This is a genomic window from Tumebacillus avium (genome assembly GCF_002162355.1).
In the GTDB taxonomy this organism is placed as follows: Bacteria; Bacillota; Bacilli; order Tumebacillales; family Tumebacillaceae; genus Tumebacillus_A; species Tumebacillus_A avium.
Genome location: NZ_CP021434.1, coordinates 634,879 through 647,766 on the forward strand (window position 1 = coordinate 634,879; position 12,888 = coordinate 647,766).

14 protein-coding genes are annotated in these 12,888 nt (G+C 58.6%); 4 read left to right on the top strand and 10 right to left on the bottom strand.

The annotated features are described in order from the left end of the window. The first annotated feature begins 163 nt into the window (after positions 1-163). Positions 164-2,287: a HelD family protein gene (locus tag CBW65_RS03225; protein ID WP_087455565.1), complete on the top strand. Its 2,124-nt coding sequence runs from the start codon at positions 164-166 to the stop codon at positions 2,285-2,287. Between the two features lie 48 nt (positions 2,288-2,335). Here CBW65_RS03225 and CBW65_RS03230 read toward each other — a convergent pair whose 3' ends face one another. The 7 genes from CBW65_RS03230 to CBW65_RS03260 all read right to left on the bottom strand — a co-directional run bounded on the left by CBW65_RS03230 (position 2,336) and on the right by CBW65_RS03260 (position 7,145). Next, entirely contained in the window at positions 2,336-3,151 is an 816-nt protein-coding gene (locus tag CBW65_RS03230) for a DUF2785 domain-containing protein (protein ID WP_087455566.1), read from the bottom strand. Between the two features lie 81 nt (positions 3,152-3,232). Then, the gene (locus tag CBW65_RS03235) at positions 3,233-3,574 is read right to left on the bottom strand and encodes a hypothetical protein (RefSeq protein WP_087455567.1); all 342 of its coding nucleotides are present in this window, start codon (positions 3,572-3,574) and stop codon (positions 3,233-3,235) included. A 56-nt stretch (positions 3,575-3,630) separates the two neighbouring features. Continuing rightward, complete coding sequence (locus CBW65_RS03240; protein WP_087455568.1) at positions 3,631-4,113, bottom strand: SAM-dependent methyltransferase; 483 nt, start codon at positions 4,111-4,113, stop codon at positions 3,631-3,633. A gap of 1 nt (position 4,114) precedes the next feature. Beyond that, positions 4,115-4,777, bottom strand: coding sequence for an MOSC domain-containing protein (locus CBW65_RS03245; RefSeq protein WP_087455569.1), 663 nt, complete (start codon positions 4,775-4,777; stop codon positions 4,115-4,117). After that, a complete protein-coding gene (locus tag CBW65_RS03250) occupies positions 4,774-5,154 on the bottom strand; it encodes a VOC family protein (protein WP_087455570.1) in 381 nt (126 codons plus the stop codon). The genes CBW65_RS03245 and CBW65_RS03250 overlap by 4 nt, the downstream gene beginning before the upstream one ends. Before the next feature lie 94 nt (positions 5,155-5,248). Next, positions 5,249-6,481, bottom strand: a complete 1,233-nt coding sequence (locus CBW65_RS03255; RefSeq protein WP_232463436.1) for an MFS transporter — start codon at positions 6,479-6,481, stop codon at positions 5,249-5,251. Positions 6,482-6,557: 76 nt separating this feature from the next. Further along, a complete protein-coding gene (locus tag CBW65_RS03260) occupies positions 6,558-7,145 on the bottom strand; it encodes a GerMN domain-containing protein (protein ID WP_087455571.1) in 588 nt (195 codons plus the stop codon). A gap of 114 nt (positions 7,146-7,259) precedes the next feature. Here CBW65_RS03260 and CBW65_RS03265 point away from each other — a divergent pair, with 114 nt between their 5' ends. Continuing rightward, complete coding sequence (locus tag CBW65_RS03265) at positions 7,260-8,408, top strand: glycerate kinase (RefSeq protein ID WP_087455572.1); 1,149 nt, start codon at positions 7,260-7,262, stop codon at positions 8,406-8,408. On the opposite strand, the gene CBW65_RS03270 is transcribed toward CBW65_RS03265, so the two are convergent. Then, a complete protein-coding gene (locus tag CBW65_RS03270; protein ID WP_087455573.1) occupies positions 8,393-8,668 on the bottom strand; it encodes a DUF1294 domain-containing protein in 276 nt (91 codons plus the stop codon). The two genes, CBW65_RS03265 and CBW65_RS03270, sit on opposite strands and share 16 nt — an antisense overlap. An 86-nt stretch (positions 8,669-8,754) precedes the next feature. On the opposite strand from CBW65_RS03270, the gene CBW65_RS03275 reads away from it, so the two are divergent. Next, complete coding sequence (locus tag CBW65_RS03275; RefSeq protein WP_087455574.1) at positions 8,755-9,624, top strand: SDR family oxidoreductase; 870 nt, start codon at positions 8,755-8,757, stop codon at positions 9,622-9,624. Between the two features lie 135 nt (positions 9,625-9,759). After that, complete coding sequence (locus CBW65_RS24515) at positions 9,760-10,305, top strand: hypothetical protein (RefSeq protein WP_198299740.1); 546 nt, start codon at positions 9,760-9,762, stop codon at positions 10,303-10,305. Positions 10,306-10,396: 91 nt separating this feature from the next. Here the strand turns inward: CBW65_RS24515 and CBW65_RS03285 are convergent, their stop codons facing one another. Continuing rightward, complete coding sequence (locus CBW65_RS03285) at positions 10,397-11,632, bottom strand: nickel pincer cofactor-dependent isomerase, group 22 (protein WP_087459102.1); 1,236 nt, start codon at positions 11,630-11,632, stop codon at positions 10,397-10,399. A 91-nt stretch (positions 11,633-11,723) separates the two neighbouring features. Further along, entirely contained in the window at positions 11,724-12,884 is a 1,161-nt protein-coding gene (locus CBW65_RS03290; protein ID WP_087455575.1) for an ABC transporter permease, read from the bottom strand. Positions 12,885-12,888: the final 4 nt, after the last annotated feature.

Sequence of the window (12,888 nt, forward strand, 5' to 3'; positions counted from 1 at the left end):
TTATTTACCCTAATAATCTGAATGGAAAACGATTAATCTAATCTTACATAATGATAATCTGAATAGTAATGCTAGTCAAACGTTCTTGTGTCCGTTCAGGCGCTGTGATATATTGAAACATCTCGTCTGAATGGCGAAATTTCTCAAATGGAGGTAACTGATCTTGGAATCTGAGATTCAAAGTGCCTATCAAGAAGAACTGCAGCGGCTCGAACACACCGCTGCCGAGATTGACCGCCAGTTGCAGACACTCGAAACGGTCCCCCGTTATTACGGTGACGATTTGACCGAGCAAGCGCTGGACAACATTCGTGAATCAAGACGCCAAAACTTGAGCATCGCCGGGGTCGAGCCATATTTTGGCCGACTCGATTTTCAAGAAGCAGGCGTGGAAACGCCGCAGCCGCTGTATATCGGCAAAGTCGGCGTGGAGGATGAAGACACGGGCAAGCTGCTCGTCATCGACTGGCGCGCGCCGGTCGCCTCGATGTTTTACTCGTTCACCGGCGGGGATGAAAAAGCGGCGTACGATTCGCCGGAAGGGCTGATCGAAGGCCTGATCTATTTGAAGCGCAACCTCGTGATCCGCAAGCAGATCCTGCAGCGCGTCGTCGACGCTTACGTCAAAGGCGGCGACAACCTCGACGTGGCCGATGAATTCCTGCTCTACCGCTTGGGCGAAAACAAAGACAACCGCCTGCGCGACATCGTCTCGACGATTCAGGCCGAGCAGGACAAGATCATCCGCTCAGCGAAAAACACCGCCCTCGTCATCCAAGGGGTGGCCGGCAGCGGCAAGACGACCGTGGCGTTGCACCGCCTCGCCTACCTGCTCTACCAGTACCGGGAAAACATTCGGGCGGAGCGGATGATCATCTTTGCGCCCAACTCGATGTTCCTCGACTACATCTCAGGCGTGTTGCCGGAGCTTGGCGTCGGCGGGATTCAGCAGACGACGTTTACCGATTGGGCACTCGATCTGCTGGAGCAGGAAGTGCAGCTGTCCGACCCGTCGGAGCGGCTCGACACGTGGTTTGCGATCGGACCGAAACGTCCTGTGCTCGATGAACATGCGCCGGGGCGCTATAAAGGCTCGATGCATTTTTACCGCTATGTGGAAGCTTATTTGCAGGCGTTTGAGGAAGGATTCGTGCCGGAAGTGGCCTTTGAAGCGTGGGAAGGCAAGACGCTGGCGGCGGCGACCGTCAAGGAGTGGTTCTATACCGAGTATCAGCACTACCCGCTCGCCAAGCGCCGCGAGCGTGTCGTCGGCCGCATCAAGCGCTGGCTGGAGATGGAGCTGGAAAAGGTCTGGGACAGCATCAAGCGCAAAGATCTGAAGAAAAAGGCGAACGCCCGCCTGCGCACCTATTTAAAAGGCATGCCCGACCTGACGCCGTTTGGCTTGTATAAAAAAATGTTCGGGGACGCGGCCGACCTGCCGGAGAGCATCGTGAAAGCGTCTGTGAAGAAATTTAAGAAAAAGATCGTCGATCTGGAAGATCTCGCGCCGTTGCTGTTGATTCGCAACCGGCTGCACGGGATCGACAGCGCCAACATGTTCGACCATGTGGTGATCGACGAAGCGCAGGACTTCGCGCCGTTTCAAGTCGCCTTGCTCAAGGAGCAGACGCGGGGCAACTCGTTTTCCATCTTGGGCGACTTGTCGCAAGGGATTCACGCCTACCAAGGCGTGCATGCGTGGCAGGAGTTTCTGGAGCTGTTTACGGAGGAAGAGCAGGCGTACTTCCAGCTCGATCGCAGTTACCGCTCGACGACGGAGATCATCAACTTCGCCAACGTCGTGCTGGAGCGCTCCGGCGAAGCGCTGACCCTCGCCGTCCCAGTGTTCCGCAGCGGGGAAAAAGTGCGCGTGGCGCAGGTCGCCGAGCAGGATCGCCTGCAGACAATCGTCGATGCGGTGAAACGGCTGCAGAGCGGCACGCACACGACGGTCGCGGTGGTGGCGCGGACGGAAGAGGAGTCGCGCGACCTACATGCAGGGCTGCTGCAAGCCGGATTGGAAGCAACGCTGATCCACTCCAAGCAGCGCGAATACAAAGGCGGCCTGTCGGTGCTGCCCGTGTATCTCACCAAAGGCTTGGAGTTTGACGCCGTGCTGATCACCGATGTGGATGAAGAGCACTACGCGCATTCGCCGCAGGACGCCAAGCTGCTGTACGTCGGCTGTACTCGCGCCCTGCACGAACTGTGGCTGCTCTATGCCGGTACGCCTTCGCCGTTGATTGCCGATCTGGATGAGGAACTGTATACGTCTGAGCTGTAGGATCGTACAGAAAAAGCCTTCGCTGTTGTCAGCGAAGGCTTTTTGCTGTCATTCGTAGCGCGAGGCGAATTTTTTCAGGACGCCGAACAGCCTGTCTTCTTGGTCGCCGATCAGGTTTTTCACACGGAGACGATACTCCAGGCTGCGCACGAGGTGTTTCCAGTTGATGCGCAAGATAAAGCTCTTGTTGTAGTCCTCCCCGGCAAACTCCTCCGCTTCCAGCCACGCGCACAGCTTGGCGAGCGGGACTTTCCCTGCTTCCACCATGGCGATCAAGGCGTTGGTGATGCGCTCGTCCTCTTCCGCCCCATAGACGGCATCGGCGTTGCGGATCAAGGCGCACAGTCCCTGCCAGAGCGTTTCACACTCCACCTCGCCCACTGCCCGGTGTTTGACGCACTCATCGACCACGTCGGCCACATGCGCGGCTGCATGCGCCCAGCCGCCGTGCTCGACATAGCCGCGCAAGTCGCGCTCTTGTTGGCAGTATTCCACCGTCTGTGCGAGAATCGTCCGGAACTCCTCCTCCGTCAAAAACGGAGTCTTGTTGTCCCGCACCAGCACCAGCGCGACGACGAGGCTGGAAAAGCTGCGCAGAAACACGCTGTCCGTGTTCGTCTCGCCGATGCTCTGGAACCACATGGTTTGCACTCGCTGCAAAATCTCCCGCAACTGCTCCGGGCTGAACTGATCTCTTGTATAAATCCACTGCGCCAAGGTCATATAGCCCAAACTGTCGCGCAGATAGCTGTCGGTCGAACCGAGATGATCCAAAATCTCATGGGTCAGCTCGATGAGGTCCTGGCCGTCGGCGAGGCGATATTCGTTTTGTTTGATGATTTCGAGTTTTTGGGTCAGGGTCATACGTTTCTCCTCCAATGGTAAAAAGAGCCGGGAGATTGCCCGGCTCCTGCTCTAACTGCCTCGACTCAACCGGCACAACAGCTAGCTGTCTTGCCCGCCGCCTTCGTTCGGATCGATTCTGCCGTCCCCGCCTTCGACCTCCAACTCGAAGTCATCGAGTTCCTGCTGCAAGGCTTCGAGCACTTTGTCGCCATGCACATGGTCGGTGGCCGTCACGTCATGCATCGGGTGCATGAACATGCCGCTGTTGGCTTGAAGCGTCTCCATCGCGATCCTATTCTCGGTCGGCTCCGTCACATACTGACGGTTGTCGGTCGACATGTCGCCGGAAAGTTTGCTGGCGTCATAGTTGGGGTCATCGGTCAGTCTGAGCTGTTTCTGATTGTCAAATTGACGAAAGCTTTGCTTATCACCTTTGGTCACTGGAAGAAGCCCCCTTTGTACCCGTTCTTGTCATAGGGTTTCCAGCGCCGCTAAACTTATCCGAGAAAATACTCCTGCATCAGCACATGCGACCACTCCGGCTGCTTCACTTCACCGCGCGGGCCAAACTCGGCCATGTACGGCTTGAGATCGACCACCGGCGTGCCTTCGATCGCGTCCAGCCCGCGCACGGTGATGGAGAGCCCTTCGACTTTGACCAGTTGGCAGTTGGTCACGCCAAGGCGGTTCGGGCGGCCTTTGGCGCGTTGCGCGAAGATGCCGACTTGCGGCCACTCCGTGTTGCCACGCGGATGGCGTGCTGTCGTTTCGATCTTTTCCGGCTTGACGCGGTTCATGAAAAACACCACATCCACGTGCGAAAAATCGCTCAGGCCGGCCGCCACATCGGGGGTAAACTGCTCCGGGTCGAGCTCGATCACCGATTCCACGCTGCCCCAAAAGTCGTCGATCGCTTCATCCCGCGGCGACCGCACAACACCGATCGGCTGCACGGTGATCTCCTGTTTCCAGTCGCTCATGTTACGCTTCCCCCTTTTCCAACCGCTCCAAATTGCGCTTGAGCATCTCGCGCAGCGAGCCTGCCGTTTGCTCATCGGCGATGATTCGGCGCAGCGCCTCTCGGTTTTCATCATCATGGAAGATGACGTGGTTCACTTCGGCGATGGTCATGCCTTGGCTCTGCTCCAGCCGCTTGATCTCCGGGTTCGCGTCCACATAGCCTTCCTGCAGCACGCGCAGGTAGTAGCCGGTGTAGCCCGTATCTTTAAACATCTTCGCAAAATTCGGCACCCCGGTGCGCATCGTGATCTTGCCGCAGGGAATGCGCGGCTGGCAGACCTGCAGCACCGCTTCGCCGACTTGGAAGATGTCGCCGATGCGCACATCCCGCTCCGGCAGGCCGCGCAGGGTCAGGTTTTCGCCAAACGCGTTGTCGGGCAACTGCACCTGCAGCGTCTCTTCCCAATACGCGTAGTGTTCGTGCGGGTAGGCGCAGACCGCTTTGTCCGGGCCGCCGTGGTGCACGAGGTCGGCTTGCTCGTCGCCTGCAAAATTCACGTTGGACAGAAACACGCGCTCCGTCACTTTCTGCTTGGTGATTGCGCTGTCCAGGGTCTGTCCGTTATGCGACAGCGCCTGCGGACGGCCGACGCTCACGCTTACCACTTCCATCTGCGTCGTCATTGCTGCCCCGCCTCCATCTCCATAAACTCCAGTCGGTTACCCCACGGGTCTTCCATGAAAAAGCGTTTCCGGTCGCTCAGCGCTTCATCGAGCTGATAAGCAGCACCTTGCGCTTGCAAACGCTGCATCAGCGCATCGAGGTTGTGCACGACAAACGCCGGGTGCGCTTTTTTCGCCGGGGCGAAGTCCGCTTCCACTCCGATGTGAATCTGCTGCGCGCCGCAGATGAACCAGGCGCCGCCGCGCGACCGCAAGGGCTCGGGCTTCACCAGCTCCGGCATGCCCAGCAGTTCGGTGAAAAAGCGGCGCGCTTCCGCTTCGCAGCCTGTGGGCGCGGCCAGTTGAACATGATCGATTCCTGCAAAAGAGTAACTCATGCTGCTCCCCTCCCATTCCGTGTTCGTTTGACAACATTTTACACGATGTGGAAGAGTTTGCGTTATAGAAATTGAATAGGGGGTTATTCGTTGTTTAGATATGCCAGATCTGACGTCTGGTGAGTAGCACGGCGAGCGTGACGACGATGCAGCCCGCGCCCATCATCACCCCGGCCCACAGCGCCCCAAATGAAGTGGCGACCGTGCCGATCAGGATCGCTCCAAGCGGCATGAAGCCACGGTCCATCAAGGCGATGCTCATGATCCGTCCGCGCAGGTGGTCGGGCACTTGCATCTGCATCGTGATCCGGCTCATCGTGCGGTAGGTCTGCCCGGTCAAGCCGACGAAAAACATCATCACCGCTGCCAGCCAGAAGTTGCCCGCAAACATAAACAGGAGCAGGGAACTGCCAAAGCCCAGCACAGATGTGATCAGCCAGCGCCCGGCATGCTGTTGCCCTTTGCGCAGGGACAGCCAGACCGAGCCGAGGACCGCACCTGCCGCCGAGACGGACAACAGCGCGCCAAAGCCGCCCGGACCCAAGTTCATCAGCTGATCAACAAAGACGGGCAGCATCGAGGTGTACGGGAAGCCAAACACCATCGGCACCACCGCTAAGAGCAGCAGGGACTGCACGGTGCGCTTGGTTTTAATGAAAGCAAACGCTTCGCCGACGTCATCTCGCAACGGCCCTTTGCTGGAGATCCCCTGCTCTTTGACCGGGCGCAGCAGGTATAAAGCGATCAGTTCGATCACCAGTCCGCCGGCACCTAGCCAGATCACTTCGTGCGTCTCAAGCGTGGCGAGCAGGACGCCGGCGATGGCCGGGCCGATGATGCGCGACAGATTGAGCGCCATCGTGTTCATCGCGATCGCGCGCCCGATAAAATCGTCGGGGACGAGGTTGGGAATCATCGAGTTGCGGATCGGCGGGTCCATCGTCTGGAACACGGCGCGCACGCAGACGGCCGCCGCAAACAGCCAGAATGGGCTGTCGAGGAAAAACAGCAGGCCGATCAACAGAGTGAGCAGCGTGGTCGAAGCCTGCAGCAGGAGCAACAGTCTGCGCCGGTCAAAGCGGTCGGCTAAAATCCCCGCCGGGATGCTGAGCAGGAACACGGGGATCAGGCGGCAGGCGTTGATGATCGCCAGGTGCACCGGCGACCCGGTCATCGCCAGCACCGCCCAGTTCAAAGCGACCATGTCCAGCCATTCGCCGCACGCCGCGATGAAGTTGCCGCCGAGATACAATTGGAAAGACCGCATCCCTTTGGAGATGCGGTTCTGTGCAGTCAGATTGGATGTGTTGCTTGCAGGTTGTCTCATGTGGAATGCCTCTTTCAGTCAGGTTACAAGCACAATGTTACTCCTTACCTGCAAAATGTGCAAAGTCATCTGACCGTTACTGCATAAATTCATACTGGGCCGCATCGTCCGCCCGCAGCGGCTGATCAAACGTAACGTGTCCGGCGATCGTCTCAACCGGCTTGCCCTCGACGAGCACCGTCACTTCCTGATAACCGTATTGAGCGAGCACCAGCGGCAGCCCTTTGGCAAACATGCTTTCCAGTGTAGAGCCGAAATTGACGTTGATCAGATCGTTGGAAAATGAAACTTCGCAGCGGCCGCCGCCGAGGTCTTTGACCGATTGGACCTGGACGGACGCGGGCAGCAGCGGCGCGAGTTTGTCATGTTTGGGGCCGGCGATCCACTGCTGAAGCGCCTGTTTGGGCAAATCGGCGGTGGCGGTCGTGGTGAAGGTGCGGTTTTCTTTGTAGAGTTTCATCAGCTGTGCATCGGGATAGTAAAGGACGACCGTCTCCGTTTTCGGCTCCGGCGTTTGGGCCGGGGGATTTTTCACGGCGGGCGGCGGAGTGACGGGCTGTTCCGCTTGTGGCGGGTCAGTTTTTGGCTGATCCGCTTGGTTGCTTGGCGCACAGGCCGGCAGCAGAAGCAGGCTGGCGGCGAGCAGCAAGGTGAATTTTTTCATGAGATGGGTCGCTCCTTTCTACCGTTAAGATATGTACCGATTAACTTGGCTTGTGAGCCCCGTTTTGATACGTGGTAAGATGTGGGTATTGAGTAGTGGACGGAGGTTGCCGGGATGAGAGTGGTCGTAGCGGTCGATTCATTTAAAGGGAGTTTGGATGCAAAAGGGGTCTGTGCGGCAGTGCGTGACGGTGTGCGGCGCGTGTTTGCCGATGCGGAAGTTGTGGAGATTCCGTTGGCGGACGGCGGTGAAGGCACGGCGGAGCAGTTGGTGTATGCGACCGGCGGCTTTGTCGTGGAAGAAAAAGTGACCGGGCCGCTGGGGACGCCCGTTTCGGCCGCATATGGCGTGCTTGGCGACGGGCAGACGGCGGTGATCGAGATGGCGCAGGCGTCGGGATTGACCTTGGTGGCTGATGTGGCACGCAATCCGCTGGTGACGACAAGCTATGGGACGGGCGAGTTGATCGTGAAGGCGCTGGATCGCGGGTACAGGAAGTTTGTGATCGGGCTTGGCGGCAGCGCGACCAATGACGGCGGCGCGGGGATGCTGTCGGCGCTGGGGATGCGTTTTTTGGATGCGGAAGGTCGGGAGCTGGAAGCGGGCGGCGCGGCGCTGGGACAACTGTCGCGGATTGAGGTGGCCGGATTGGACAGGCGGCTCGTCGAGGCGACTTTTGTCGTGGCCAGCGATGTGCAGAATCCGCTGGTCGGGCCAGCCGGGGCGTCGGCGGTGTTTGGTCCGCAAAAGGGAGCAACTGCTGAGATGGTGCAGGTGTTGGATGCGGCATTGGATCGGCTGGGCGAAGTGGTGTTGGCACAAAGGGGCATCGAGATTCGCCATCTGCCGGGCGGCGGTGCGGCTGGCGGAATGGGGGCGGCGCTGGCCGCTTTTTTGCAAGCGGAGGTGCGTTCGGGCATTGCGGTGATGATCGAGGCTGTCGGGTTGGAGGGGCGTCTGGCGGGGGCGGATCTGGTGATCACCGGAGAAGGCCGGCTGGATGAGCAGACCTTGTCGGGCAAAGTGATCGCGGGCGTCGCACAGGCTGCAGCAAGCCAAGGGGTGCCGGTGGTGGCGCTGTGCGGCGGGCTGGCGCTGTCCGGTGCGGAGTTGGCCCGGCTGGGCGTGGCTGCCGGGTTCTCGATCGTGCCGGGGCCGTGCACGCTGGATATGGCGATGGCGCGAACGGCCGAGTGGACGGCCGATGCGGCGGAGCGGGCGATGCGATTGTGGAAGACGGCTGCCGGTTACAAGAGCCAGTAGAGGATGCCTGCGTAGAGGACGATGTTCCAAAGTGCGGCGAGCGGTAGCAGGATGCGGAAGGATGTGTGTTTGGTTTTGTGGCGGAAGTGCTTCATGCCTTGGTAGACGCCGAGCCCGCCGCCGAGGAAAGCGGTGAGGAACAGCGTTTTTTCCGGGATGCGCGCGCCTTGGCGCTTCGCTTGTTTTTTGTCGCGGCGCATCAAGTTGTAGCCGTACAGGTTGAGCAGCAGGATGACGCTGAGCAAGATACCGATGGTCATGGTTCCGGTCTCCCCTTTCGTGTTTATTTTAACAGGTTTGGGAATAGATATTGGATGAAAATCTTTTTCGACAGGAGCGCGGTGCCATGAACGGCAAGAAAGAATATCCCACATCGTTTCCGCCACAGACGCAGGATCACCAGCCAGGGATCGAAATGGAGATGAATCCGCGACCGGTGTCGGAAAGCCCGACCTATCAGGCGGCCGGCAAGCTGCAAGGCAAAGTCGCCCTGATCACCGGCGGCGACAGCGGAATCGGGCGCGCGGTGGCTTATGCGTATGCGAAGGAAGGCGCCGATGTGGTGGTTGTGTATTTGAACGAGCATCAGGATGCGGAAGAGACCAAGCAGCGCGTGGAAGCGATCGGGCGGCGGTGCCTGAACATCGCGGCGGACGTCGGCGATGCGGACGCTTGTCAAAAAGTGGTCGAGCAAGCGCTGGCGGCGTTTGGGCGGCTCGATGTGCTGGTGAACAATGCGGCGGAGCAGCATCCGCAGAAAAGCTTGCTGGACATCTCGCAGGAGCAGTTGCTGCGGACGTTTCAGACGAATATTTTTGCGATGTTTTATTTGACGCAGGCGGCGCTGCCGCATCTGCAGGCGGGCAGTTCGATCATCAATACGGCGTCGATCACGGCGTATCACGGACATAAAGAGCTGATCGACTATTCGGCGACCAAAGGGGCGATCGTGACGTTTACGCGCTCCCTTTCGCTCAATCTGGCGCAGCAGGGCATCCGCGTCAACGCCGTGGCGCCGGGGCCGATCTGGACGCCGCTGATCCCTTCGACGTTCACCGCCGATCAAGTCGCCAAATTCGGCGCCGACACCCCGATGGGCCGCGCCGGGCAACCGGAAGAGCTGGCCGGGGCGTATGTGTATCTGGCGTCCGACGATGCGTCCTACGTGTCGGGGCAAACCTTGCATGTGAACGGCGGCGAGATCGTAAACGGATAAGGCAAATTGTCGCAAAAAAGGCTGTTCGCTGTAGAGGCGAACGGCCTTTTTGTTTAAGGAAATTGGAGCAGAAAAAAAGTTTGCTACTCCCGCATTCCCTCTGCTACATTGGTTGTGCGAAAGGAGGTGACAGACATGGACGAAACGCAAAAATTGCTCCAGGCGATTTTGGAAAGCAACCGGCAGACGAATGCTGCGGTGGCTGCGCTTACCAACCGTATGGATCGATTCGAAGCGAATTATTCGGATTTTATAGAAAACAGATTCAATCGCTTAGAAAACATCGTTGACGAAATTGTAAGAACGATGGCAACGAAAGAAGATCTCGTCGGGTTTGCGACTAAAGAAGATCTCGCCGGGTTTGCAACTAAAGAAGATCTCGCCGGGTTTGCAACTAAAGAAGATCTGGAAAGGTTTGCAACTAAAGAGGATCTCGCCGGGTTTGCAACGAAAGAAGATCTGGAAAAGTTTGCGACGAAAGAGGATCTCGCCGTGTTGACAAACAAAATCGCTGGCTTGGCGACGAAAGAGGATGTGGCGATGATGACGGAGACTTGCGCATCGAGGGAACAAGTACAGGTGCTCGAGAACAAGTTCAACGAAACGGACAAGCTGCATCATTTGAAACACGCCTATCAAGACCGAGAGATCATGATCATCAAAGAAGTGCTCTCTTTATAGCGCAACACCCCGCTGTTACACCTCTCTTGTTGGAAATCCCACTGAAAAAGAGCCTCTGCACGCCTCAAGCGTCAGGGGCTCAATTTTTTGTTCAGGCTAAGTCGGTCAAGTTCCCCTGCTCGTCGAAGGGAAACTCCTGCGGTTCACCGATGATCTCGATCTCGTCCTGCCGCTCTGCGTCTGAGAGCATGCTTTCTGAAATCCAGATCTCCCCGAGATGCAACGTATCTTGAATCCGCACCATCCGGCAGGTGGTGTAGTCCAGAATGTTGCAGGTCTTCACCGCCGCTTTTAAAGCATCGCGGTCTGTTTCCAGCACGGTCGCCATCTTGGTCGGCGCGACGACGGTCGAGGTCAGGCCGTTGGCGTAGGTGACCGGCCAGTTCGTTTTGTCGACGAGCCGCCGCGTGGTGAAATCGGCCGTGCCTACCCCGTTAGCGTTGCCTTGCGTCTCGTGGGTCAGGTCGAGCACCACCATCTTGTTCACGTCCGGCCCGCCGTGCGCATACGGCGTCGGGTAGCGACCTGTCACGTTTGGGTCGGCGCCGTCGCCGGAGATATTTTTGCCGATATAGTCGATCACGAGAACATCGATCTGCTCAAAAAGGATTTTCGGCAGGCGATTTTTCGCTTCCACAAGCAGCTCTTCTTCACGTGCTTCGAGGATGTCGGGCGGCAGAACTTCAATTTTGCAGCTCTGATCATAAGCGTTTTCGACGATGCCGACGCCAAAGGAGATCGGGAGTTTTTGCATCAGGATGCGCGCCATCTCAGGGACGTTTTCCGCCATGTACTTGAAGCCGAGAAGGTGGCAGGCCTCCGCTCCTTTTTGCTTGCCGAGGCCGATCGCGATCATTTTCATCAGACCGCTTTCGATCTTGCCGCGAAAGGCGGTGTGCGGCTTGATGCGGTTGATCACGACGATGGCGTCCGCTTCGGTGGCGGCGATTTTGTCGGCGTAGACGGGCAGACCGTTTTCTAGGCGGTCGATTTCGACCACTTCCATCGACGAGCGCACCGGGCAGCCTATGCTGCTTTCGTCGATGCCGAGATGGCGCAGCACTTCCACCTGCCCCTCAGCGGTCGCCCCGCCGTGACTGCCCATGCACGGCACCAGAAAAGGCTCCGCGCCGATGCGCTGCAACTCCTCCACCACCGTCCGCGTCAGTTCGGCGATGCCGGAAATGCCGCGCGAGCCGACAGCGACGGCCACTTTTTGACCGGGCAGGATGCTGTCCAAACGCCCTGGTTTCGCCAGTTCGCCACGAAGCACCCCCAGCGGGTCTTCCAGTTTCCTATCGTCAAACCGCTGCCTGATCTGCACCATCTTCGGCAGCGGAATACCTTCTAATAAAGGTCGCAAAATGTCGCTCACCAAGTCAGCCCCCTTTTTGGGATCTGACCCTATCTTTCCCAACCTACTCGTACTTCACGCGAGTCACTCCGGCCAGCAGGAACACGGCGGCAAACGCCAGCAGGACACCGACTTGCGGCCCGATATCGGCAAGTGTTCCGCCGCCGGCGAGCAGTCGGGCAAACCCTTCCATCGCCCACTTCTGCGGCACAAAGTTGGCGATCTGCTGCATTGTGTCCGACACGATGTCGAGCGGCCAATACACGCCGCCCAGCATGCAGGTGGAGATGATGACGATCGTGCCGATCGCGCCTTGCTGCTCCTGCGTTTTGACAAGCCCGGCGATGAACAGGCCCAGGCCGACCACGCAGAGCAGCAGCGCAGAGACGAGAACGATCTGGCCAAGCCAGTCTCCCCAGACCACGCCAAACAGCAGCGAGGAGAGTTCCATCAGCACGGCAAACTGAATCCAGCCGATCAGGAAAAAGGCGAGCAGGTAGCCGGTCAGAATCTGCAGTTTTGATGCAGGCGCAGCGAGCAGGCGATACCAGACGCCCGTCTTGCGCGCTTCCAGCATCGTGCCGGTGACGGAGAGCAGGGAGATCATCACAAACATGATCGTAAAGCCGATCGAGCGCTCGCTTTTGTTGTCGAGGCGTTTGACGAAGCCGCTTGGCGTGACCGTTTTTTCCTCAACGGTGATCCGTTGCGAGGATGCCTGTGCCACGGCCAGTTCGTCAAAGCGCTCTTCCCACGCCGCCCCGCCGCCAAGCCGGTTCCAGGTCTGGGCGGCCTGCACCTGCACAGCAGCCCTTGCCGACACGTCTTCCGCCGTCAGTTGGATCACTTTCGCGATGGCAAGGTCGGGGCCGTGGCGGAAGGTGAGGTCTGCCTGCGCACCCGAAGCGAGTGCGGCACCGTAGCCTGACGGGAACTGCAAGATGCCGGCGATCCGCTTCTTACGCAAAGCTTCGAGTGCGGCCTCCTCCCCCATCGGTTGCAGGTCGAGCGTCTCATCGGCCTTCAGCTCTTGAGTCACCCAGCTCGACAGCTGAGAGCGATCGAGGTCGACGACCGCCAGCGGTACCTTGGACGTGCCGCCAGAAGCCAGACCGCCAAAGATCATCGTGAACAGCACCGGCATCAAAAACATCACCAGCCACGAACGCCGGTTCTTGAACACACGCCTGATTTCATGCAAACAAAGGGTTATGATCTGAATCATTGCG